The organism is Polynucleobacter sp. (assembly GCF_040400325.1).
Taxonomy (GTDB): Bacteria; Pseudomonadota; Gammaproteobacteria; order Burkholderiales; family Burkholderiaceae; genus Polynucleobacter.
In genome coordinates this window covers 125,006-149,862 of sequence record NZ_JBBAQK010000004.1, presented here as the reverse complement: position 1 = coordinate 149,862, position 24,857 = coordinate 125,006, and the positions used below count along the sequence as shown (strand labels likewise).

19 protein-coding genes are annotated in these 24,857 nt (G+C 45.8%); 7 read left to right on the top strand and 12 right to left on the bottom strand.

Annotated features, from left to right (window positions below; genetic code table 11):
• Positions 1 to 68: 68 nt before the first annotated feature.
• The 4 genes from rpoD to rpsU form a co-directional block, all read right to left on the bottom strand.
• On the bottom strand, positions 69 to 2,576 hold the full coding sequence (rpoD, locus tag ABWP14_RS05170; protein WP_353201911.1) for an RNA polymerase sigma factor RpoD: 2,508 nt from the start codon (positions 2,574 to 2,576) through the stop codon (positions 69 to 71).
• A 223-nt stretch (positions 2,577 to 2,799) separates the two neighbouring features.
• A complete protein-coding gene (dnaG, locus tag ABWP14_RS05165) occupies positions 2,800 to 4,743 on the bottom strand; it encodes a DNA primase (RefSeq protein WP_353201910.1) in 1,944 nt (647 codons plus the stop codon).
• Positions 4,744 to 4,770: 27 nt separating this feature from the next.
• Positions 4,771 to 5,217, bottom strand: coding sequence for a GatB/YqeY domain-containing protein (locus ABWP14_RS05160; protein ID WP_353201909.1), 447 nt, complete (start codon positions 5,215 to 5,217; stop codon positions 4,771 to 4,773).
• A 119-nt stretch (positions 5,218 to 5,336) separates the two neighbouring features.
• The gene (gene rpsU, locus ABWP14_RS05155) at positions 5,337 to 5,549 is read right to left on the bottom strand and encodes a 30S ribosomal protein S21 (protein WP_011903537.1); all 213 of its coding nucleotides are present in this window, start codon (positions 5,547 to 5,549) and stop codon (positions 5,337 to 5,339) included.
• 77 nt (positions 5,550 to 5,626) lie between these two features.
• Between rpsU and tsaD the strand changes: the two genes are divergently transcribed.
• Positions 5,627 to 6,700, top strand: coding sequence for a tRNA (adenosine(37)-N6)-threonylcarbamoyltransferase complex transferase subunit TsaD (gene tsaD / locus ABWP14_RS05150; RefSeq protein WP_353201908.1), 1,074 nt, complete (start codon positions 5,627 to 5,629; stop codon positions 6,698 to 6,700).
• A gap of 14 nt (positions 6,701 to 6,714) precedes the next feature.
• Here tsaD and folE2 read toward each other — a convergent pair whose 3' ends face one another.
• Genes folE2 through xseB form a run of 4 tightly spaced genes read right to left on the bottom strand, consistent with a single transcriptional unit; the run spans position 6,715 to position 10,625 of the window.
• Entirely contained in the window at positions 6,715 to 7,542 is an 828-nt protein-coding gene (gene folE2 / locus ABWP14_RS05145; RefSeq protein WP_353201907.1) for a GTP cyclohydrolase FolE2, read from the bottom strand.
• 25 nt (positions 7,543 to 7,567) lie between these two features.
• Positions 7,568 to 9,469 (bottom strand): 1-deoxy-D-xylulose-5-phosphate synthase, encoded by a 1,902-nt coding sequence (dxs, locus tag ABWP14_RS05140; RefSeq protein ID WP_353201906.1) that lies wholly within the window; start codon positions 9,467 to 9,469, stop codon positions 7,568 to 7,570.
• A gap of 20 nt (positions 9,470 to 9,489) precedes the next feature.
• A complete protein-coding gene (locus ABWP14_RS05135; protein ID WP_353201905.1) occupies positions 9,490 to 10,392 on the bottom strand; it encodes a polyprenyl synthetase family protein in 903 nt (300 codons plus the stop codon).
• Positions 10,392 to 10,625 carry an exodeoxyribonuclease VII small subunit gene (gene xseB, locus ABWP14_RS05130; protein WP_028819318.1) on the bottom strand — a complete coding sequence of 78 codons (234 nt, stop codon included), beginning with the start codon at positions 10,623 to 10,625 and terminating at the stop codon, positions 10,392 to 10,394. Before xseB ends, ABWP14_RS05135 begins: the two co-directional genes overlap by 1 nt.
• A gap of 161 nt (positions 10,626 to 10,786) precedes the next feature.
• On the opposite strand from xseB, the gene ABWP14_RS05125 reads away from it, so the two are divergent.
• Together ABWP14_RS05125 and ABWP14_RS05120 are read left to right on the top strand one after the other, a co-directional pair.
• Positions 10,787 to 11,893, top strand: coding sequence for an aromatic ring-hydroxylating oxygenase subunit alpha (locus ABWP14_RS05125; protein ID WP_353201904.1), 1,107 nt, complete (start codon positions 10,787 to 10,789; stop codon positions 11,891 to 11,893).
• A gap of 61 nt (positions 11,894 to 11,954) precedes the next feature.
• Positions 11,955 to 12,785, top strand: coding sequence for a sulfurtransferase (locus ABWP14_RS05120; RefSeq protein ID WP_353201903.1), 831 nt, complete (start codon positions 11,955 to 11,957; stop codon positions 12,783 to 12,785).
• A gap of 17 nt (positions 12,786 to 12,802) precedes the next feature.
• Here ABWP14_RS05120 and ABWP14_RS05115 read toward each other — a convergent pair whose 3' ends face one another.
• Genes ABWP14_RS05115 through polA form a run of 3 tightly spaced genes read right to left on the bottom strand, consistent with a single transcriptional unit; the run spans position 12,803 to position 17,295 of the window.
• Positions 12,803 to 13,576: a ZIP family metal transporter gene (locus ABWP14_RS05115; protein ID WP_353201902.1), complete on the bottom strand. Its 774-nt coding sequence runs from the start codon at positions 13,574 to 13,576 to the stop codon at positions 12,803 to 12,805.
• Between the two features lie 5 nt (positions 13,577 to 13,581).
• Positions 13,582 to 14,445 carry a dienelactone hydrolase family protein gene (locus tag ABWP14_RS05110; protein WP_353201901.1) on the bottom strand — a complete coding sequence of 288 codons (864 nt, stop codon included), beginning with the start codon at positions 14,443 to 14,445 and terminating at the stop codon, positions 13,582 to 13,584.
• A gap of 12 nt (positions 14,446 to 14,457) precedes the next feature.
• The gene (polA, locus tag ABWP14_RS05105) at positions 14,458 to 17,295 is read right to left on the bottom strand and encodes a DNA polymerase I (protein ID WP_353201900.1); all 2,838 of its coding nucleotides are present in this window, start codon (positions 17,293 to 17,295) and stop codon (positions 14,458 to 14,460) included.
• A gap of 81 nt (positions 17,296 to 17,376) precedes the next feature.
• On the opposite strand from polA, the gene ABWP14_RS05100 reads away from it, so the two are divergent.
• Genes ABWP14_RS05100 through ABWP14_RS05090 form a run of 3 tightly spaced genes read left to right on the top strand, consistent with a single transcriptional unit; the run spans position 17,377 to position 19,558 of the window.
• A complete protein-coding gene (locus ABWP14_RS05100) occupies positions 17,377 to 17,784 on the top strand; it encodes a hypothetical protein (RefSeq protein WP_353201899.1) in 408 nt (135 codons plus the stop codon).
• A gap of 23 nt (positions 17,785 to 17,807) precedes the next feature.
• Positions 17,808 to 18,785: a homoserine kinase gene (locus ABWP14_RS05095; RefSeq protein WP_353201898.1), complete on the top strand. Its 978-nt coding sequence runs from the start codon at positions 17,808 to 17,810 to the stop codon at positions 18,783 to 18,785.
• Positions 18,782 to 19,558, top strand: a complete 777-nt coding sequence (locus ABWP14_RS05090) for a BPSS1780 family membrane protein (protein WP_353201897.1) — start codon at positions 18,782 to 18,784, stop codon at positions 19,556 to 19,558. The genes ABWP14_RS05095 and ABWP14_RS05090 overlap by 4 nt, the downstream gene beginning before the upstream one ends.
• Positions 19,559 to 19,570: 12 nt before the next feature.
• On the opposite strand, the gene ABWP14_RS05085 is transcribed toward ABWP14_RS05090, so the two are convergent.
• Complete coding sequence (locus ABWP14_RS05085; RefSeq protein ID WP_353201896.1) at positions 19,571 to 21,934, bottom strand: UvrD-helicase domain-containing protein; 2,364 nt, start codon at positions 21,932 to 21,934, stop codon at positions 19,571 to 19,573.
• A gap of 24 nt (positions 21,935 to 21,958) precedes the next feature.
• Between ABWP14_RS05085 and ABWP14_RS05080 the strand changes: the two genes are divergently transcribed.
• Entirely contained in the window at positions 21,959 to 24,850 is a 2,892-nt protein-coding gene (locus ABWP14_RS05080; protein WP_353201895.1) for a valine--tRNA ligase, read from the top strand.
• The last annotated feature ends 7 nt before the right edge of the window (positions 24,851 to 24,857 follow it).

The following is a 24,857-nucleotide window of genomic DNA, read 5'->3' as shown; positions in this document are numbered from 1 at the left end:
AGTCCTCTATCCAACTTTATGAGTCCTCTGCTCTAACCAACTGAGCTATAGGCCCTTTAATCTTTGGATCAATCTTCTTCGAGGAAGGTCTTGAGTTTGTCGCTACGGCTTGGGTGACGCATTTTTCTCAGAGCTTTAGCTTCAATCTGACGAATACGCTCACGAGTAACGTCAAATTGTTTTCCTACTTCTTCAAGAGTGTGATCTGTGCTCATCTCAACACCAAAGCGCATGCGCAATACTTTTGCCTCGCGTGGTGTGAGTGAATCTAGAACATCTTTGACGACATCACGCATTGATTCATGCAATGCTGCCTCAGCCGGTGCCAAAGTATTGCCATCTTCGATGAAGTCACCCAGATGAGAATCTTCGTCGTCACCAATGGGCGTTTCCATGGAGATTGGCTCTTTAGCAATCTTCATGATCTTACGAATCTTATCTTCAGGAATTTCCATCTTCAGTGCCAAGGTTGCAGCATCTGGCTCGTGACCAGTTTCTTGCAAGATTTGACGGCTAATACGGTTCATCTTGTTGATGGTCTCAATCATGTGTACTGGAATACGGATGGTACGTGCTTGGTCCGCAATAGAACGGGTGATTGCCTGACGGATCCACCAGGTTGCATACGTGGAGAACTTATAACCACGACGGTATTCAAACTTATCGACCGCCTTCATCAAACCAATATTACCTTCTTGAATTAAATCTAAGAACTGCAAACCACGGTTGGTGTATTTCTTGGCAATCGAGATAACCAAACGTAAGTTGGCTACCGTCATCTCACGTTTCGCTTCACGAGCACGCTTCTCGCCCGCAATCATTTTTTTGTTTACTTCTTTTAATTCTGGGAGTGGAATAACCACATTCTTTTGAATATCAATGAGCTTCTGTTGAAGTTCTTGAATCGCTGGAACATTACGCTGGAGCAGCGCTGTGTATGGCTTATTCTCTTTGAGCAGCTTATCAGTCCAAGTCAAATTCATAGACATCTTAAGGAATTCTTTTAAGACTTCACCACGATTGACGCCCACCTTATCCACCAACAGGCTAACCATGCCACGCTCAAGCTTCCAAACTTGGTCTACTTGTGAGCGCATGGTATCGCATAATTTTTCAACACTCTTAGCAGTCAAGCGAAAGCCTAGCAACTCAGCGCGAATCGCATCTTGCGCCTTGATATAGGCAGGACAGTTATAACCATCTTTATCAAAAGCACGACGCATTTTGTCAGATTGAGCACGAACGATTGCAAATTTCTCTAAGGAGATTTGCTTTAACTCTTCAAGTTGCTTGGCATTAGCCGTTGCAGCAGCAGCACTGCTAGCACCATCATCATCACCCTCTTCATCACCTTCTTCAGCATCGGGATCAATTTCTGGCTCTTCTGGTCCCAACTTAATATCTTCAGCATTAGGATCAACTAAACCATCAACAAATTGATCGATCTCGATTTCACCACTAGCAATCTTATCTACGTTAATTAAGATTTCACCAATGGTTACTGGACATGCGGCCAAAGCCATCACCATGTCTTTGAGGCCCGCCTCAATCTTCTTCGCAATAACGATCTCGCCTTCACGAGTCAATAAATCTACCGTACCCATCTCACGCATATACATGCGCACTGGGTCAGTAGTACGGCCAAACTCTGAGTCAACAGTAGATAAGGCAGCTTCAGCTTCTTCTTCAGCTTCTTCTTCGGATGCAGCGGCGGCTGAATTATCTGACAGGATCAGGGTTTCAGCATCAGGAGCTTGTTCGTAAACGGTAATACCAATATCGTTCAACAAGCTGATTAAAGTCTCCAATGCATCAGCATCAGACAACTCATCAGACATCACGTCATTCATTTCACCATGGGTTAAATAACCCTTGGACATACCCATCTTGATCAAGGTCTTCAAACGAGCACGGCGCAATTCTTGCTGCTCTTCAGTACCTAATTGTTGGGCTGCGAATTCTTTTAAGAGCGCCTTTTCTTTTGCTTTGCGCTCACGGGCTTTTTGACGATCAGTTAAAACTGGCTCTGCTCCATCAGCTGGAACTTCCGCTTTAGCTTTACGACCGCGCTTCTTTTCTTCTTCAACTACTGGAGTAGCAACATCAACAGCCTTGGCTTTTTTACCTTTGAGCTCTTTTACCTCTTCTACTTTTAATGCAGCAGCCTTAGCTTTTTTGGCAAGTTCAACTTTGGTTTCTGCTTTAGCGGGAACTTTTACAGCAGCTTTAACTGGTTTAGCTGGCGTCTTCGCTTTAGCTTTAGTCGCTGGTTTAGCGATTACCCTCTTAGGTACCGGCTTAGCTGGCGTCTTTGCTTTGGCTTTGAGTACTGGTTTAGCTGGAGTCTTTGCTTTGGCTTTGAGTACTGGTTTAGCGACTACCTTTTTAGGTGCCGACTTAGCTGGCGTCTTTGCTTTTGCTTTAGGTGCTGGTTTTGTAACTGCCTTCGCCTTAGGTGCTGGTTTAGCAGCTACCTTTTTAGGCGCTGGTTTAGCTGGAGTCTTCGCTTTAGCTTTAAGCGCTGGTTTAGCACTTTTTACTGGTCTGGCTGGTTTTTTGGTCTTGATATTTGACATTTATTAGCGCTTACTCACATTACTGTTGTTGATATCGACTGATTAATAACAGCCCCGTTGTTCACTTGCCCAAAATTTCATCACAATACAGCGCAAGTGGCTGAATTAAATCGGTTTTTTCTTGGGAACAGAGGATTATAGTCGATTACGACTTTTTTTCCCTCTATCTTCCTAAAAATATGGGGGAATTTAAGTAAATTTCTAGGGGTATTTCAGAAAATTCTTAAGAGAATTTCAGTTTTTCGCCCAATTCACGATATCGGGCGCGGTCTTGCTCATCAGCGGTATTTCCAGCGATTTTTTGGGCTATTTCGGTCATCTCTTGTTTAAGGTGGGTTAATTCAAGCTTTTTGAAGGCACCTTCTAGATCTGCCACTGCCCCATCTAATTCCAAATCAGAGTCCATCACCCGTTTTCTGAGAACCTCATAGAGCGGCGCCATTTCACTGTGAGATAACTGATCTTGGAACATCGCAAATGCACCCGCCCCCACAACACCAGGCTTGCCATCCTCACCAGCAATGAGCTCAACCTGATCGCATTGCGCTAATAGGTCTTTCATTAAATCAAGGGCCTTGGCTGATCTTTGCTCCGCTGCTTTTAAAGCGAGCACGCGTTGATTGCTGTCCATTGCCTTTCCTAAGTGAGGAAATTGAACTAGTACGCGCAACATTTGCTCGGCTAAATCAGTAGGTGCCTTTGGTGGCTCAATACTTTGCGTGGCGACTCGTTTTGCTGATCCCTTAGAAGCCTGCCAAGGCGCACCTTGTCTGTTACCCATATTGGAAAATGGATTTTGCATCCGGGTTTGTGCAGCCTGATAAGTCGACTGCCGCACTGGTGCAGGAGCGACTGTCAAGCCACAAAAAGCCTCAAGCTCAGCAGGAGTCGTATTGGTCCGAATCGCTAACTCTCGCAATATCTGAGTACGAAGAGCGATCGGTGGCATTGATAACAGTAAAGGTTTAGCAGCATGATGAGTATGGGCCCTACCTTCAGGCGTTGTTAACTCATGAGCTTCGCTAACGATCTTAAAAAAGAAACTAGAAATAAACATTGCTTCTTTGATTACTTTTTCAAATGCAGGGGCACCATAGGCGCGCACATAACTATCTGGGTCATGCTCACTTGGTAAAAATAAGAAACGAATCTCTTTATCGTCAGACATCAAGGGTAAACAAGCCTCGAGTGCCCGTTGTGCAGCACGCTGACCAGCAGAGTCACCATCAAAAGAAAAGACGACTTTGTCTGTTTGTCGTAACAGCATACGGACATGGTTTGCAGTGCAGGCAGTTCCTAAGGTTGCTACCGCATTCGGAAAGCCTAGTTGTGCAAGCGCCACTACATCCATATAACCTTCGCAAACCAAAACATATTTTTGCGCACGAATAGCTTGTCTTGCCTCAAACAATCCATACAAGGTATTGCCTTTTGAGAACAAGGGTGTCTCTGGAGAATTTAAATACTTCGGTTCGCCTTGATCCAGGATGCGCCCACCAAAGCCAATTGTTTGGCCCTTAGGATTTCGAATAGGAAACATAATGCGATCGCGAAAACGATCGTAACGCTTTACTGGCTGACTATTGTCAGTCTGCTCTCCCTGAATTAACAGACCACCTTCAAGCAAAGTTTTAGCTATCTCATCATTGGTATAACTTCCAAAGACTGCTTCTAAGCCCTGCCAACCATCAGGGGTGTAGCCAAGGGCATAGCGCTTAGCGATTTCTCCAGTTAAGCCTCTACCCTTGAGGTACTCGACTGCCCGAGTATTTCCTTTGAGTTGCTGACGATACCAATCTGCAGCAGCACTCATGACTTCACTTAAAGCCATCGCCTGCTGCTGACGAGCAACATCATTTGCAGTACGTTCCTCACGAGGTACATCAAGGCCTGCAGAGCGGGCAAGGTCTTCGATCGCATCGACATAACCTAGCCCGGAGTACTCCATCAGAAAACTAATCGCCGAACCATGCGCCCCGCAACCAAAGCAGTGATAAAACTGTTTGGTAGGTGATACAGAAAATGAAGGTGATTTCTCAGAATGAAACGGGCATAAACCTTGATAGTTGGCGCCCGCTTTTTTTAGTTTTACGTGCTGCCCAACCACATCAACGATGTCTACCCGATTGAGTAAATCGGCAATGAAGGATTGTGGAATAAGTGCCATAAGGCTAAGAGTATGAGGTGAGTTCTCTTATTTTGCGAGTGCGGCTTTTACTAGACCTGAAACCTTACCCATATCTGCCTTGCCAGCTAACTGAGCTTTGAGGGCGCCAATCACCTTACCCATATCCTGAGGACCACTCGCACCAGTAGCCGCTACTGCCGCTGCTACTGCCGCTGCAACTTCTGCATCCGACAACTGTGCTGGTAAGTACACTTGCAGAATAGCCATCTCGCCTACTTCAATCGCAACCAAGTCATCTCGTCCTGCTTTTTCAAACTGAGAGATGGAATCTTTACGCTGCTTCATCATCTTTTCAACGATCGCTATCACGCCTGAATCATCGACCACAATGCGTTCATCAACTTCGCGCTGCTTAATGGCTGCCAGCAAAAGACGAATAGCACCCAAACGTGCAGTTTCTTTTGCGCGCATGGCAGATTTCATATCTTCAGTGATTTGATCTTTTAGAGTCATGGCTAAGTCCTGATGTATTCGATGTTGAGTGATTTCTAGCGATTAAAAAGCAAAAACCCGCTGCGTTTCACCGTCAGCGGGCTTCAAAGCTACTCGGTGAAGAGAGCTTCTAAATTCTATTAGTAAAGCTTCTTAGGCAACATTTGGCTACGAATACGCTTGTAATGGCGTTTAGCAGCAGCAGCCTTTTTACGCTTACGCTCAGCCGTTGGCTTCTCGTAAAACTCGCGGGCACGCAAGTCTGTTAAAAGACCATTTTTTTCAATGGTGCGCTTGAAACGGCGCAATGCCACTTCAAATGGTTCGTTTTCGCGGAGGCGGACTGTAGTCATACTGGTTTAACTCGTATATGCTTGAAAAATATCGAAAAAATAACTGAATTGCGATTCTAGCACGACCCAGTACAAAAATGATTGTTTTAGGCATAGAAACTTCTTGTGATGAGACCGGGGTGGCTTTATACAACACCAACCCCTGGGAGGAGAGCAAACCTGCATTTTTAGGCATTTTAGGCCAGGGTTTGCACTCCCAAATCGCCATGCACCGAGATTATGGGGGTGTTGTACCTGAGCTCGCCTCACGAGACCATATTCGCCGGGTCTTGCCCCTTTTGGAACAATCCTTAACCCAATCTGGGTTGAAATTGACCGATATTGACGCCGTAGCCTTTACCCAAGGACCAGGATTGGCAGGCGCCCTACTGGTTGGAAGTGCCTTTGCCAAAGCCCTAGCTCAAGGTCTTCATGTGCCATCAATTGGGATACACCATTTAGAGGGGCATCTACTTTCCCCTTTGTTAGGTGAAACCGCGCCACAATTTCCTTTCATCGCCCTCTTGGTTTCTGGTGGGCATACCCAACTCATGAAAGTCTCTGGCATTGGTCAGTATGAACTTTTAGGCGAAACCTTAGATGATGCTGCAGGCGAAGCGTTTGACAAAACAGCCAAGCTTTTGGGATTGGATTACCCGGGAGGTGCCGCGATTTCCAAATTGGCAGAAAGAGGGCGTGTTGGAATTTTTGATCTACCAAAACCAATGCTGCATTCTGGCGACTTAGACTTTTCTTTTTCTGGATTAAAAACGGCCGTCCTCAATCAAGTGAAAAAATTCAATGATAAAAAGATTGTGGACCCTACTGAGCTAGCGCAATTTCATGCTGATCTGGCCAGAAGCTTTGTAGACTCGGTTGTGGCAGTACTGATGAGTAAAGCTGTAAAAGCACTTAAAGAAACTGGATGCAAACATTTGGTTTTAGCTGGTGGAGTAGGCGCTAATGTACAACTCCGTACAGCATTAAATGAGATGTCAAAAAAGAATGGTTTTGCAGTCCATTATCCCCCTCTAGAACTGTGTACTGACAATGGTGTCATGATTGCCTTTGCCGGAGCACTCAGGATGCTTACTCAAAATAATGACTCCACAAGATCAGGAGCCTTTGATATCAAACCCCGCTGGGATTTGGCAAGTAACAATTTAAGGTAGTTGGGCTGCTGCCCTTATTTAACCAGGCTAATACGGGCAAACGCACTGTGGTTATGGATGGACTCAAAGTTCTCTGCTTCAACCACTAAAGAGCGAATTCGCTCATCTGCTTTCAGTTGCCCAGCTACATCACGCACTAAGTCTTCTACAAACTTGGGATTGCTATAGGAATGTTCAGTAACCCATTTTTCATCAGGGCGCTTTAATAATCCCCATAACTCGCTAGATGCTTCGCTCTCTGCAATATCAACTAGATCTTCTACAGTCATTTTGGCGTTTGAATCGAGCACTACAGTCATAGTGACATGTGAGCGTTGATTATGAGCACCAAATTCTGAGATTTCTTTAGAGCAAGGGCACAAACTCATGACTGGCACTTGAGCACGCAAACCTAATTCAATATCAAGCTTGCCCGCAGTATTTTGTTTTGCAGTTGCCATCCAAGTGACTTCGTAATCCATCAAACTCTCGACACCAGATACTGGCGCTGCCTTTTTGACAAAGTGTGTATAAGCAAACTGCAAATGACCTTCTTTGGCATCTAACAATGGCAGCATTGCACTAACCATTCGAACCACAGTTGTGCTGTCGACAGGCTTATCTTGCTTTTGCAAGAGCGCCATAAAACGTGACATATGTGTGCCTTTCACATGGGCTGGCAATGCGACATCCATCTCAAACTGACCTACTGATGGGAAGTCGCCAGTCTGACTGCGAATGATGAGGGGATGACGCACGCCGCGTATACCCACCTTCTCAATAGGCAATGCACGCTCATCCAAACTGGATTGCACGTCAGGCATTGCGCTGGCTTTCAGAAAGGCGGGGTTCATGTCATTCATAAGTCTATTTTCAAGCAAAACGCGCTTATTTGCCTACAAGTACTGAATTTATTGCTAATAGTGCTGGAAAACGTTGTTTGATGGAATTGAAAACACCCCCTACATCAAGGCCGCACTTGGTCATGAGCAAGTTATAGTCGCCATGCTCAATGAACTGGTCAGGTAAACCTAACTGCAAGAGGGGTTTATTGATGCCTAATTGAGAGAGCACTTCCAAGCAAGCGCTTCCAGCACCGCCAGCAATGGCGCCATCTTCAATCGTCACCAAATAATCATGATCTGCAGCTAAAGATTGAATCAGATCGACATCTAATGGTTTTACAAACCGCATATTCGCCACAGTAGCATCAATACCCTCTGCAACTTCTAGGGCCGTATAAAGCAAAGTTCCAAAAGCAAAGATAGCCACTCGATTTCCGGAATCTGCATTTGATTTACGACGAATCTCGCCCTTACCTAATGGCAGGGTCCGTAATTCTTTCGATGGAATTGTGCCAACCCCTGAGCCCCGTGGGTAGCGCACTGCGCTAGGATGGGGTTGATGATAAGCAGTGGTAAGCAAGTCGCGACATTCTGCTTCATCTGCAGGCGTCATAACCAACATATTCGGAATGCATCGTAAGAATGGAATGTCATAGGCACCTGCATGGGTTGCGCCATCCGCACCCACAAGTCCAGCTCGATCTAATGCAAAAAGCACTGGTAAGTCTTGGATTGCGACATCGTGAATTAATTGATCGTAAGCACGTTGCAAGAAAGTAGAATAAATCGCTACTACTGGCTTCATTCCTTCGCATGCCATACCAGCAGCAAAAGTGACAGCATGTTGCTCAGCAATACCAACGTCGTAATAGCGCTTTGGAAACTGTTTCTCAAAATCGACTAAGCCTGAACCTTCACGCATTGCAGGCGTAATGCCAATCAACAATGGATCGGCATGTGCCATATCGCATAGCCACTCACCAAATACTTGCGTAAAGGTTTTCTTGCTAGCAGCAGGTTTCTTAACACCTTCTTCGGGGTTGAACTTACTAGGGCCGTGGTATAGAACCGGGTCCGCTTCAGCCAACTCATAGCCTTGACCTTTGCGTGTAACCACATGTAAGAACTGTGGGCCACCACCCTCAAGGGCTAAGCGGCGGACGTTTTGTAGCATCGGTATCAGGGCGTCTAAATCATGCCCATCAATCGGCCCAAAGTAATTAAAGCCAAACTCTTGAAAAATCGTTGACGGCGAGACCATACCCTTAGCATGATCTTCAAGGCGTTTAGCAAATTCACGTAAAGGGGGCGCTATTGATAAAACACTATCAATGCCTTTCTTGGTAGCTGAATAAATATTGCCACTCAGTAGTCTTGCAAGATGACGATTGAGCGCACCCACCGCAGGAGAAATTGACATGTCGTTGTCATTCAAAATCACCACTAAGGGTATATCGTCATAAACGCCAGCATTGTTCATCGCTTCAAATGCCATGCCACCGGTCATCGCGCTATCACCCATCACTGCTACTGCAACGTGGCGTTCACCCTTTGTTTGAAATGCACGCGCCATTCCCATTGCAGCAGAAATACTGGTAGATGAATGCCCTGTACCGAAGGCATCAAATTCACTTTCAGCTCGATGCGGAAAACCAGAGATGCCTTGGAACTGACGCAAAGTACCCATGCGTTCGCGTCGTCCCGTCAAAATTTTGTGGGGGTAGCTTTGGTGGCCGACATCCCACACAATGCGATCTTCAGGAGTATCAAAGACGTAATGCAGAGCAATGGCCAGCTCCACAGTACCTAGATTAGAGGAAAGATGACCCCCCGTTTTGGATACGGAATCCAAAACAAATTGACGCAACTCATCCGCCAGAGGAGGAAGCTCTTCACGGGAGAGTTTTCTTAAATCGGCAGGGGAGTTGATGGAAGTTAAAGTCATTTCATTAAATCAATATCTACTTACTTACCTCTATTCACAACTAAAAAGGCTAAATCTTTTAGGGCTTGAGCATGACCACCAAAGCTATCTAAGCTTTTAATGGCAGTTTCTTGGAATTCTTTAGCTGTTTTCTGTGCATAGTCTAAACCCATCAAGGTCACATAGGTCGGCTTATCATTGATAGCGTCTTTCCCTGCTGTTTTTCCAAGGGTTTGACTATCCGCTGTGGCATCCAATACGTCATCAACGATCTGAAATGCTAAACCCAAGGCTTGAGAATAATCTTGAAGATGCGCCATTTGGATTGGATTAAGCCCAGCAGCAATACCGCCTAACTCGACGGCGCATGACAGCAATGCACCAGTCTTCATTGCATGCATTTGTTTCAAACCAGCTAAATCCAGTTTTTTACCGACACTTTCCAAATCGATTGCCTGGCCACCAGCCATACCACGTGAGCCTGACGCAGCAGCCAATGCACTAATCATCAATAGGCGGACATCCACACCACACTGAGCATTTGCTAAGATTTCAAAGGCACGGGTCTGAAGGGCATCTCCGACCAAGAGAGCAGTGGCCTCATCAAATGCTTTATGAACAGTAGGACGACCACGACGTAAATCATCATCATCCATACAAGGCAAATCATCGTGAACTAATGAATAGGCATGGATGCACTCGATAGCAACCGCAGCAGCATCTAAGGCAGTTTCTTTTTGCTGATTTTCTGTATCGCCTAATTGACCAGCGGCATAAACCAATAAAGGTCGAATACGTTTTCCACCACCTTGAGCCGCATAACGCATCGCCTCATGTAAGCGCGCTGGATTGGTTTGTGCAGAATCGAGCAACTGATCTAAAGCTGCTTCAGTCCGCTTAGAGTGGGAAGCTACCCACTCCTGAAATTGATCAACTGAATTCATTAAGCTTCAAAAACTCTCACTTGTTGCTCTACTTGCGCAAGTACGCCTTGGCAATGTTTTAACAAAGCTGCGCCACGTTGGTAGGCAAGGAGTGTCTCTTCCAAGGAAAATTTTCCAGACTCCATGTCAGAAATGAGCTTTTCTAGCTCTTTGACTGCTTGCTCGTAACGCAAATCAGGATCAATCTGAACCTCAAGACCTGGTTTTTGGTTTTCAGACTTTTTAGCTGGCATATGCGATTTCCTTGGTATTTCCCACACGGTTTACCCTATATATTAAAGGTAGACGACATCCTAATGGGTATAATCCTTCCCTTCCTTTCCAATATCGATCCGTCGATGGTTGGATTGGTTATTCCGCTTAGCTTCGGCTGACGTTTTCGGGGGTGGGGAGAATGACTAATCTGGCTACCGCGCAGCAGCTTGCGCCGTCCAATTTACAACTGCCGGTTTCGGCATATTTTGACGCTGATCTATATCAGCAAGAAATTGAACTGCTTTTCAAGCAGGGGCCTGGCTATGTCGGCCACGAACTCATGGTCCCAGAAATGGGCTCCTATCAAACCTTGAGCTCAGAAAATGAGGGTCGCATTCTCGTTCGCAATGAATCCGGTGTTGAACTACTTTCTAATGTTTGCCGTCATCGCCAAGCACTCATGCTCAATGGACGGGGGATTGCTAACAATATTGTGTGTCCACTCCATCGCTGGACATATGACTTAGGCGGTAATTTATTGGGGGCACCTCACTTTGAAGATAAACCTTGTCTGAATTTAGGCAAATCTCCTTTACAAAATTGGCAAGGGCTTTTATTTGAGGGTCCTCGTGATGTGCGTACTGATTTAGCCAATCTAGGGGTAGCAGAAGATCTGAAGTTTGATGGTTATCTTCTTGATCATGTCGAAGTACATGATTGCAATTACAACTGGAAAACGTTTATCGAGGTTTACCTTGAGGATTACCATGTTGTTCCTTTTCATCCTGGTTTAGGAAAGTTTGTTTCCTGCGAAGATTTGCATTGGGAATTCGGTGACTGGCACAGCGTACAAACAGTGGGTATCCATAAGAACTTAGAAACTCCTGGTTCTGCCACTTATAGCAAATGGCATGAAGCAGTTCTTCGGCATCACAAAGGCATGACTCCAAGACACGGCGCTATTTGGTTGACCTACTACCCCAATGTGATGGTGGAGTGGTATCCAGGCGTCCTATGCATTTCTACTCTTTATCCGCTAGGTCCAAATAAGACCCGCAATATTGTCGAGTTTTACTACCCCGAAGAGATTGCCTTATTTGAACGTGAGTTTGTTCAGGCCGAACGTGCCGCCTATATGGAAACTTGTATTGAAGATGATGAAATTGCAGAACGCATGGATGCTGGGCGAGCCGCACTCCTAGCCCGCGGCATTAACGAAGTAGGGCCATATCAAAGCCCTATGGAGGATGGTATGCAACATTTTCACGAATGGTACCGTCGCGTCATGAACTTCCATGGCGCATAATGGAATCATTAGGATATTGCTATAAATAAGACCCTTTCACTTTGTCCAATTAGGAAGATTTATGACTCCTCTAATTACCGCAAACCAGTTAGAAGAAATCATCAATAGTGGCGAGAATGTATTGTTATGTGACTGCCGCTTTGACTTAGCTGATCCCCAGGCTGGCAGAAAAGCCTACGAAGAAAATCATATGTTGGGCGCGATCTATGTCGATCTGGATCACGATTTATCTGGTCCTACGAATGGCACTAACGGCCGACACCCATTGCCAAGCCCTGAAGCTTGGGCTCAAACTAAAACCCGTTTAGGCATCAACCCAAATACTCTTGTAGTTGCGTATGACAAACAGGGATCAGTCTATGCCAGCCGCTTATGGTGGATGCTCAAAGCTACAGGTCACGCTAATGTTCGCGTTCTTGATGGTGGTTTAGATGCCTGGAACGGACCGATGGGTACGGTTCCCCGAAAACCCACTCCTGCAAATCAGCCTATAGCGCCCATGCCGTATTTTGGCTTGGTTCTGGTAGATGAAATGGTGAGTAATTTGCAATCAAAGAAAAATATCGTCATCGATGCGAGATCAAGCGATCGTTACCATGGTCAGAATGAAACGCTAGATCCTGTGGGAGGTCATATCCCTGGTGCGATCAATCATTTTTTCAAAGGCAACTTATCTGCAACGGCATTTAAATCTCCAGAGAATCTGTATAAAGATTTTTTAGGGTTGCTAGGATCCTCCAAGGCCTCTGAAGTCATTCATTCATGTGGCTCTGGTGTCACAGCCTGTCATAACCTTCTAGCGATGGAAGTTGCCGGCCTAAAGGGTTCTCGTTTATATGCGGGAAGCTGGAGTGAGTGGTGTGCCAATCCTGATCGGCCCATAGAGCTCTGAGTAGTCGCTGCAGAAACTCAATGCAACAAAGATAGCAGAATGACCAATCCGACGCCACAGGCGATCAACATTGTTTGACGCAAAGATTCTGCCCAATGTGGGCGTCTATGCATCTGCGGAATTAAATCACTCACCGCAATATAAATAAAACTACTTGCCGCAATCACTAGCAGATAGGGCATTGCTGCATGGGCTTTTTCTAAAAAGAAGAACGCCAACACGCCGCCAGCTACAGCAGATAAACCACAAATAAAGTTATATAGCAGGGCTCGCGCTCTAGAAAAGCCCGCATTGAGCAATACAATAAAATCGCCGATCTCTTGTGGGATCTCATGTGCAATGATGGCAATTGCAGTAAAGATGCCTACTTGATAGTCAGCCATAAATGCAGCGGCAATCAAAATCCCATCAACAAAATTATGAATGCCATCCCCTACTAAGATCATCCACCCACTGCGTCCAGCATTTTCTGCATCATGGCCGTGATGGTGATGGTGCCCATCTCCTTCATGATGGTGGTCATGGCGAAGAAGGGCAATTTTCTCAAGCAAGAAAAATCCTAGTAAGCCTGCCAGCAAGGTAGCAAACAAGAGTTGAGGGTTTGTGCCCTCCATGCTAAATGCCTCAGGCAGTGAATGGAGTAAGGCGGTGGCCAATAAAATACCTACCGACAAACTCACCATATTGTTTACCATCTTGGAAAGTAAAGCGACCGAGAAACTCGCCGCAACTAAAACGCTAGCTGCACCAGCTAGCGCGGTGACCAAGATAATAGTTTGTAAAACAGACATAGGACTTATGCCACCCCTGTTTTCTTAAACCAAGCAATACACTTTTCCCAACCGTCTTTTGCAGGACTTACACGATAGCTAGGGCGATAGTCGGCATGAAAAGCATGTGGTGCATCGGGATACACCTCAATCATCGATGCTTTGGCAGCAGGATTTTTAGGTGCGGCTTGCGCCAAAGCAGCACGCATTTGTTCCACGCTCTCTAAAGTGATGCCCGTATCAGCGCCGCCATACAAACCAAGTACTGGAGCCTTTAAGTCAGCAGCAATATCTACTGGGTGACGAGGGTTGCCTTCTGTCTTATCGCCAATTAAACGGCCATACCAAGCAACGCCTGAGCGCACTTGCGGCAAGGTAGCGGCAAGCCAAGTAATGCGGCCACCCCAACAGAAGCCTGTTACGCCAACTCTTTTCAGGTCGCCACCATTTTTACCGGCCCATACCAAAGTAGCCTGTAAATCAATCAGCACTTGTGCATCCGGTGTTTTAGCCACAATATTTTTTTGAATCTCTGCCACTGTTCCATAAGAATTGGGATCACCAGCACGAATAAATTTTTCGGGCGCAATCGCAAGATAGCCAAGTTTGGCAAAACGTCTTGTGATATCAGCAATGTGTTCATGAACACCAAAAATTTCACTTACAACAATGATGATTGGTAGTGTTCCCTTAGCATTCTCGGGACGAGAAACATAAGCAGGCATCTGAAAACTACCCACTGGGATCATTTGCTCGCCTGCTTTAATACCCTTGAAATCGGTCTCAATGACAGCTGCCATCACAGGCTCAGAAGCAGCTACAAATCCGATTCCGATTCCAGTTGCGCCAATAGCGGATGCTTTCATAAACGTTCTTCTTTGATTCTTCATTTTTTCTCCCTCTTAATGAGCTTCTTCCCAATTATCGCCAATGCCAATACTAACCACCAAAGGCACCTTCAGTACAGTTACATTGCACATTAAATCCGGCAATGTCGCTTGCAAAATCTCCAGTTCATCGAATGGCACATCAAACACCAATTCATCATGAACTTGTAATAGCATTTTCGTCTTTAACTGCTCCTGTTCAAGCCAATTCTGAGCAGCAATCATCGCCAATTTGATTAAATCAGCTGCCGTTCCTTGCATCGGAGCATTAATAGCAGCTCGCTCTGCGCCCTGGCGGCGTGGGCCGTTAGAGCCCTTGATCTCAGGCAGCCAAAGACGCCTACCGAATACCGTTTCAACATAGCCGTTTTCTCGTGCCTCTAAGCGGGTTCGTTCCATATACTGTGCGACACCTGGATAGCGATCGAAGTACTTGGCAATATAGCTTTGTGCAGCAGAGCGCTCAATTCCTAAATTGCCTGCTAGACCAAAAGCACTCATGCCATAGATCAGTCCAAAGTTAATTACCTTGGCATAGCGTCTTTGCTCAGAGCTCACATCATCTAAGGGGATGCCAAAAATTTCAGCGGCCGTTGCTTGATGCACATCCTTACCGGTTCTAAACGCTTCTAGCAAGTTTTCATCTTCAGCAATATGCGCCATGATACGCAACTCAATTTGTGAGTAGTCAGCAGAAAGGAGCTTACAACCATCCGCAGGAATAAATGCCTCACGAATTCGACGACCCTCTTCAGTGCGCACTGGAATGTTTTGCAAATTAGGATCGCTAGAAGCTAAGCGCCCTGTGACTGCAGTTGCTTGAGAAAAATTCGTATGAACGCGCCCCGTCTTTGGATCAGCCATCCGAGGTAGTTTTTCAATATAGGTCGACATCAGCTTTGCTAAGCTACGGTAATCTAAGATACGCGCTGGCAAGGGATAGTCTTCTGCCAGCTTTTGTAAGACCTCTTCATCAGTAGAGGGTGCGCCCGAAGGTGTCTTTTTAATGACGGGCAGTTCTAACTGGCCAAATAAAATTTCAGCAATTTGTTTGGGTGATTGAATATTGAAGGGCTGACCTGCTAATTGATGAATCTCAAGCTCCAACTCCAATAAGCGCTTGCCCACTTGCTGGCCTTGCTTAGCCAATAAAGCAGAGTTAATTCGAATACCATTGCGCTCCATGATGCCCAATACCCGCATGGCTGGCATTTCAATCTGCTCATATACATAGAGCAAGCCAGGGTTTTCTTGTATTTGCGGCCACAACTCATTATGTAAACGCAGAGTAATGTCTGCGTCCTCGGCGGCATAGTTTGTTGCCACCTGAAGGTCTACCTGATCAAAGCCAATTTGATGAACACCCTTTCCGCAAACCTCTTCATAGCGAATTGTTTTTAAGCCAAGGTGGCGCTCAGCCAAGCTATCCATATTATGTGGCATATGTGACTCGAGCACATACGATTCAAGCAAAGTATCAAACGCGACACCCTGAAGTGTGATGCCATAGTTTGCAAAAATATGCACGTCATACTTTAAGTGTTGGCCCACTTTCAAGTGACTAGCACTCTCTAACCATGACTTCATACGAGACAGTACGTAGTCTCGATTCAATTGTGTCTCGCCATTACGATGCGCTACTGGAATGTAACAAGCTTGGCCAGAATGAACTGATAAAGAAATTCCTACCAACTCAGCCGCTAAAGCATCTAAGCTGGTTGTCTCAGTGTCTACAGCAGTTAGTGCTGCAGATTCAATCTTTTGTAACCATTTCTCTAAACCCACTTCATCGACCACACACTCATATTGGCGTTCAATGGCATCTTGTAAATCAGTTGTGTCTTGAGATAAAACTTTAGTAGGCGCCGATGCAATCATGCGCACTTTTTGATCTGCAGTTTCTACCTCTGTAGGGCCGCTACTGGCGATTGGAGAGCCCGCTAGATCAAACTGTCCCTCTAGCTCTACAGCCTTATTTTCTGTACTTTCCAGGCGTTTTTCGACATCTCGTAGCCATGATTTAAATGCGTAACGCTCAAACAAATCTCGTAGCAACTGTGCATCTTCTGACTTGGCATGTAAATCATCCAAACCCGGTAGATAGGACGATAAATCACAATCCGTTTTAACAGTGATCAGTTGACGTGCTTGCGGCAACCACTCCAAAGAGGCGCGTAAGTTTTCTCCAACCACTCCTTTAACTTGGTCAGCATTCGCCATCAAGTTATCAAGATCTCCAAATTCGGCCAACCATTTATTAGCAGTTTTGGGACCTGCTTTAGGAACGCCGGGAACGTTATCAACTGTATCGCCGATGATGGACAGATAGTCCACGATTAATTTTGGTGGTACGCCAAATTTTTCGATGACACCATTAATATCCAACTTTTCATTGGTCATCGTATTAATTAATGTGACAGATGAATTGACCAATTGCGCTAAATCTTTATCACCGGTTGAGATGATGGTGTCCCAACCAACCTCAGTAGCTTGATAAGCTAAAGTAGCAATCACGTCATCCGCTTCAACACCGGAAACCATTAATACGGGCCAACCCATCGCCTTCACCATGGCATGAATCGGCTCAATTTGCTTCACCAAATCTTCAGGCATTGGGGAGCGATGTGCTTTGTACTCAGAGTACATTTCATCGCGAAAAGTCTTGCCCTTGGCATCAAAAACGCAGGCAATATGGTCAGCCTGAATCTCAGAGCGGGCCCGACGCATCATATTGACCATCCCATAAATGGCGCCAGTCGGGTCTCCAGCCCCATTTCTGAGGTCTGGCATCGCATGGAAGGCGCGATAGAGGTAGCTTGAGCCGTCTACCAACAAGAGTCTATGTTTAGTCATACCGCAATCGTACAATCTAGTTGTAAATTGCCTACAGGTTGGTTAAGGAACCACCCATCAGTAGGCTTAAAAAGGTGAAAAATGATGCATGCTCTTACTAATTTAATTGGCCATTCTTTCAGCCAAAACCTTGCTCCGATGAGCCTCTTAGTCTTTTTGGGGCTATTTGGGACTAATCTTGCTCAAGCTCAGAATAACAGCCAAGCGCTCAGTCCAGCCGAGCTCAATCTGATCAATAACCAACCCCTATCGCCTAAGGTTAGCCCCTCTGGCGCAGTAAATACCCCGGAAACCCGCCAGCCAAGTTACCAATATAAAGCCCGTAACGGTACAGAAATTACCGAATATAAAGATGCGAATGCCCCAAAACAGGTAGATGTCAAAACGCCTTACACAAGTTATGAAATGGCACCACCTACTTCAGTAATGCCTGGCGTTCCCAGAGAAACTGATCTAATAAGCGTGCCTAGCATCAGTATCCCCTTTTAGTCCTGAAAGTACCTTAGTCATTTATGGCCGTATTTACTCCGATCGAACTGGACGACATCTCCGACTGGATCTCTCAAAACTTCAAGATCGGGCAAGCAATTGAGGTACGCGGTATTCATGGTGGTATTGAGAATTCCAATTTTTTTCTAGACACTATTCTTGACGGCAGAAAACAAGAATATGTTCTTACTATTTTTGAGCGTCTCTCAGCAGCACAACTGCCCTACTATTTGGAGTTGATGAGGCATTTAGCCAATAAAGGTATTCCAGTCCCTAAGCCTGTTGAAAATACGCAGGGTCAGATTTTATTTTCTTTAAAGGGTAAGCCAGCAGCTATCGTCACCAAGTTACCGGGCTCATCACGTTTGCTGCCTGATGCCCACCATTGCAAACTCGTAGGTGAGATGCTGGCCAAAATGCATTTGGCAGGAAAAGATTTTGCTCAGGTCCAGCCAAATCTTCGTAGTCTGGCATGGTGGCAAGAAACCGTTCCCTTAGTTCTGCCCCACTTAAATACAAGCCAGAAAGAATTGCTTACCGGCGAACTTGAAAGCCAAGAACAATTTTTTCAGTCCGATCAGTATGCCTCCCTTCCTCAAGGTGCCAGCCATTGTGATTTATTCAGGGATAATGTCCTTTTTGATCCCCAAAACCCAACAGCAATACATCATGACCAATTAGGGGGCTTCTTTGATTTTTATTTTGCCGGAACCGATAAGTGGCTTTTTGATTTAGCAGTAACCGCCAATGATTGGTGCCTTGCTGAAAATCAGCAGGACTTAGATACTGACTGTTTAGATGCACTACTGGGGTCTTATCAATTGATTCGCCCGCTGACTGAAAATGAAAAAGAGAGTTGGCCTATGATGCTTCGTGCTGCAGCTCTTCGCTTCTGGATTTCGCGCTTATGGGATTTTTATTTACCACGTGATGCACAAATGTTGACACCCCATAATCCCAAGCACTTTGAACACATTCTTTTAAGTCGTCATTCCTTATGAAACTAAATACCGTTACTCCCAAAGAGGGTTACACCTGGATTCGCCAGGGAACCTGGCTCTTCAAACAAAATCCTTTGGGGTTTTTGATGTTGGTCTTTATGTACGTGTTTGCAGCTCAACTGGCTGTCATCGTGCCCGTGATTGGCGTATTCGCTGTTTTGATTTTGACACCCGCTTTATCGGTTGGATTTTTAACTGCTTGCCGCCAAGCGATTTTAAAAGAACGTATCCGCCCTACGGTATATGTAGTTGCATTGCAATCAACTCCCATCATTCGTAAACGGATCTTGCAGTTGGGTTTGGTATATGCCACCCTAATCTTATTACTGAGCTTTATCTTGAGCCTAGCAGTTGATTTTGAGCTATTAGTACCATTACTCACGAGTGATAAAGCGATGAGTCCTGAAGCGCTCAGACAAATTTACTTAGTACTATTTTTTGGCGGCCTTTTATATATCCCAATTGGCATGCTAATGTGGTTCTCACCGGCATTGATTGCATGGGCAGACATGTCTGTTGCTCAAGCACTATTTTCTAGTTGTTTAGCTTGTTGGACTAACCGCGGTGCGTTCTTTTTATATTTAGCGATTTGGGGTGCCATTCTGATTGCTATTCCCCTGACGATTGGCATGGTATTTGATGCTATTAATTTAGGTCAAGTTGCCACCTACATCGTCGCTCCCATCTCGATGGCAGGTTTAACTGTCATGTATTGCTCTTTCTTTGCCACCTGGAAAGCCTGCTTTACGGACGATGAAGTGCTGCCCGTCTAAATGGGGATGGACTTAGTCGATCGCTGCTAACTTAGCAATGCTCAGTTGTAACCATTTGATACCGTGACGCTTAAAACTGACTTGGGCTCTTGCATCGGCATCTTGGCCTTCTAAGCCAGTAACCTTGCCTTCACCAAACTTAGTATGAAATACATTTTGACCAATGGTGAAGGGGTATTCTCCGCGTGGCGGCGCGGCCATTCTTCTGACCTCAGTTGATGCCGAACCAATTCGCTTAGTAGGTCTTGAGCGCTCGCTACCAGAATCAAAAAAATCATTTGACTCATATTCACGCTGGCGGGTGTAGCCATCTTGCCAGGTATTACCTGATCTAGATTGACCGCCCCAGCGTGCATCTTTTGCCTTGGGCGTTAACCACTTCAAAGATTCTTCAGGCAATTCTTCTAAGAAACGAGAGGGCATGTTGTAGCGCACCTGTCCATGCAACATTCGTGACTGAGTATGCGAAAGATATAGGCGCTCTTTGGCGCGAGTAATGGCTACATACATCAGACGGCGCTCTTCCTCTAAACCATTTTGCTCATTCACACTATTCTCGTGAGGAAACAATCCCTCCTCTAGACCAGTAATAAAGACGGAGATGAACTCTAAACCCTTTGCTGAATGCACTGTCATCAACTGCACAGCGTCCTGCCCAGCTTGGGCTTGGTTATCGCCAGCTTCTAAAGAGGCGTGGGATAAGAAAGCGGCTAGGGGAGAAACCTCAACGATCCCTGGAGCATTTTCACCGGGCAACATCGCTGCTGCGGCATCTTGACCATAACCCTCTTCAGCAATAAATGCAGTCGCAGCATTGATTAATTCTTGCAAGTTTTCAACACGGTCTTGACCCTCGCGCTCTGTCAAATAATGCTGTATCAAACCGCTATGCTGTATGACAAACTCAACTGCTTCAGGCAGAGTATTGTGACGAGTAGCTTCACGCATGTGATCCACTAGCCGCACGAATCCTCCCAGTGACGCACCCGCCTTACCTTCTAATGAAGAGGCGGCCAAATAGAGAGAGCATTGTTGACTACGGGCCGCATCTTGCAAAGCCTCGATTGATCTAGCCCCAATACCCCGCGTCGGAAAATTAACCACCCGCGAGAATGAGGTGTCATCGTTTGGATTTTCAAGTAAACGCATATAGGCAAGAGCATGTTTGATTTCTGCACGTTCGAAGAATCGTAAGCCGCCATATACGCGATATGGAATAGCGGCAGAGAATAAAGCGTGCTCAATAATGCGTGACTGAGCATTACTTCGATACAACAAAGCAATTTCTGTCCGCTTAATGCCGCTATTAACTAAGGCTTTAATTTCATCGACCAGCCATGCCGCTTCCGCATGATCACTGGGCGCATCATAAATACGCACTGGCTCTCCATGGCCAGCATCCGTGCGTAAATTTTTTCCTAAGCGCTCTGAATTATTGGCAATTAAATGATTGGCAGTATCCAGAATATGACCATGTGAGCGATAGTTCTGCTCTAGCTTGACCATCATCGGATGAAACTGTTTTTCATATAGGCGCATGTTTTCTACATCAGCACCACGGAAAGCATAAATACTTTGATCGTCATCGCCCACAGCAAAGACTGAACTACTGCCCATACCGCTCACGTTCACACGGCTAGCATCATATCCAGAAAGTAATTTGAGCCAAGCATATTGCAAAGCATTGGTATCTTGAAACTCATCAATCAAGATATGTCGAAAGCGCTCTTGATAGTGCGTCCGAATCGGCTCGCTATGCTTTAAGAGCTCATAGCTACGAAGTAATAACTCGGCAAAATCAACTACACCTTCACGCTGACATTGCTCATCATAGGCAGCATAGAGCTGTGCCATCTTTGCCTGAAAATCATCACCCACCGATAAATCTTTAGCGCGTTGGCCACGCTCTTTTGCATGAGCAATAAAGTATTGCAACTGCTTGGGTGGATATTTTTCATCATCAACCTTTAAACCCTTCAAAAGGCGCTTTATGGCCGATAACTGATCTTGGGTATCTAAGATCTGAAAAGTAGAGGGTAATCCCGCCTCTTTATGGTGGGCTCGTAATAAACGATTACATAGGCCATGGAAGGTTCCAATCCACATTCCCCGAGTGTTAATCGGCAACATCGCGCTCAGACGGAGCATCATCTCTTTGGCAGCCTTATTGGTAAAGGTCACTGCCAAGACTCCAATGGGGGAAACTTGTCCGGTTTGGATCAGCCAAGCGATACGGGTAGTGAGGACGCGTGTCTTGCCGCTGCCTGCCCCAGCGAGGATCATGGCGGATTGGGCTTGACCATTTTCATTGACGGGCGGGAGGGTTACTGCCTCGCGCTGTTCTGGATTGAGGTTCGCGAGCAAGTCTGAGTACATCGTCCCAATTATAATTTGCCTCTTATGCCAAATGCCTCAAATACCCCTAATTCTCCAGCGACGAACTTGGCGGGTGAACTCGCCAAATCCTATGAGCCAGCCCCAATTGAATCTTACTGGGGCCCCGAATGGGAGCGCATAGGGATTGCTGATGCCAGCATGGATGTCACTAAGGGTGATTTTTCTATCCAACTCCCGCCCCCCAATGTCACAGGCACCCTTCATATGGGTCATGCCTTTAATCAAACCATCATGGATGGCTTGGTACGACATGCACGCATGTCAGGCAAAAATACCTTATGGGTACCTGGTACTGATCATGCTGGAATCGCTACGCAGATTGTGGTCGAGCGCCAACTCGATGCACAAAAGATTTCTCGTCATGATCTAGGTCGTGAGAAATTTCTAGAAAAAGTTTGGGAATGGAAAGAAACTTCCGGCTCAACCATTACTCGTCAAATTCGTCGCCTCGGAGCATCGATTGATTGGGGTAAAGAATATTTTACGATGGACAGCAAAATGTCCAAAGCGGTGGTGGAGGTATTTGTAAGGCTTCATGAGCAAGGCTTAATCTATCGCGGTAAACGTTTAGTGAACTGGGATCCTGTTTTGGGTACTGCCGTTTCTGATCTCGAAGTGGTGAGTGAGGAAGAAGATGGATCAATGTGGCATATCCGCTACCCAATGACTGATGGCTCTGGACACCTCACTGTTGCCACTACGCGCCCAGAAACCTTGCTAGGCGACGTTGCTGTGATGGTCAATCCCGAGGATGAGCGCTATAAACACCTCATCGGTAAATCCGTAAACCTCCCTTTATGTCATCGTGAAATTCCGATTATTGCCGATGACTATGTTGATTTGAACTTTGGCACTGGTGTTGTCAAGGTCACACCTGCTCATGACTTTAATGACTACGCAGTAGGTCAGCGCCATCAACTGCCATTAATCAATGTTCTCACTCTAGATGCCAAGATTAATGAAAACGCTCCTACTGCCTATCAAGGTATGGAACGTTTTGCTGCGCGCAAACAAGTAGTTGCCGATCTTGAGTCTGCTGGCTTGCTTGAAAAAGTACAGCCCCATAAACTCATGGTGCCACGCGGCGATCGAACTCACACCATTATTGAACCGATGCTCACTGACCAATGGTTTGTGGCAGTTTCTAAACCAAGTCCTGATAACCAATATCAGCCTGGCTCATCGATTGCTGGCGCCGCATTAGATGCAGTGACCAAAGGTGATATCAAGCTGGTTCCAGAAAATTGGATCAGCACCTACTCTCAATGGCTAGGAAACATTCAAGACTGGTGCATCTCTCGCCAACTCTGGTGGGGTCACCAGATACCCGCCTGGTATGGTGATGATGGGCAAATCTTTGTAGCTCGGTCTGAAGAGGATGCTAAAGCTCAAGCAGCAAAAGTTGGCTACACCGGTCAACTCAATCGCGATCCGGATGTTTTAGATACTTGGTTTAGCTCTGCTTTAGTGCCCTTTAGCTCCTTGGGCTGGCCTGAGCAAACTCCAGCACTTAAACACTTTTTACCATCCTCAGTATTGGTGACTGGTTTTGACATCATCTTCTTCTGGGTAGCGCGCATGGTGATGATGACCTGCCATTTCACTGGTAAGGTTCCTTTTCATACCGTCTACGTTCATGGCCTAGTAAGAGATGCAGAAGGCCAGAAGATGAGCAAATCTAAGGGCAATACCTTGGACCCAATTGATCTGATTGATGGTATCCAAATTGATGAGCTGGTTAGCAAGAGAACCTCTGGCTTAATGAACCCCAAACAAGCTGAAAGCATCAGTAAGAAAACCAAAAAAGAATTTCCGGATGGCATTCCAGCATTTGGTACCGATGCACTCCGATTTACTTTTGCCTCACTTGCATCGCTTGGGCGCAATATTAATTTTGATCAAAAACGCTGTGAAGGCTATCGCAATTTCTGTAACAAACTGTGGAATGCCACCCGCTTTGTTCTCATGAATTGCCCTGGGGGCGATGAAGATAATGGCTTTGCCCCTTGTGACAATCAGTGTGGCCCTGATGGCTACCTAGACTTCTCTCCAGCCGATAAATGGATTGTGTCAATTCTGCAAAAAACTGAAGCTGATGTTGCTAAAGGTTTTGAAAACTATCGCTTTGACAATATTGCAGGTAGCATTTATCAGTTTGTGTGGGATGAATATTGCGATTGGTATTTAGAGCTGGCGAAAGTTCAGCTACAAACTGGAACCCCTGCACAGCAACGCGCTACTCGCCGTACTTTATTGCGCGTACTTGAAACTATTTTGCGTATGGCACACCCACTTATTCCATTTATTACTGAAACACTTTGGCAAACAGTAGCCCCCAAGACAGGCAAAGTCATCGCACAGGAAGAAAAACAGAGTATTGCACTCCAAGCCTACCCCTTGGCACAGCCTGAAAAAATAGATGAGAAAGGCGAAGCCTGGGTTACACAAATTAAAGCCATTGTCGATGCCTGCAGAAATCTACGCGGTGAGATGCAGGTACCCCCCGGCCAAAAAGTACCTTTATGGATTAGTGGTCCTGAAGCTTTCTTGCAAAAGGCAACACCTTATCTCTTGGCCTTAGCCAAGTTATCTGAAGTCAAAATCTATAGCGCTGAATCTGCCCTTGAAAAAGATGCGCCTGACGCCCCTATAGCTCTAGTTGGCGACCTCAAGCTCCTCCTCAAAATTGAGGTAGATGTAGTGGCAGAACGCATTCGCCTGAGTAAAGAGATCGAGCGCCTCGCCAATGAAATTTCTAAGGCAAGGGCTAAACTGACAAACGAAAGCTTTGTAGCTAGAGCCCCTGTAGAGGTTGTAGCCCAAGAAAAACAACGCCTTGCAGGCTTCGAACAAAACCATCAGAAGCTTGTTGCACAATTAGAGCGACTTCAATAAGGATTGG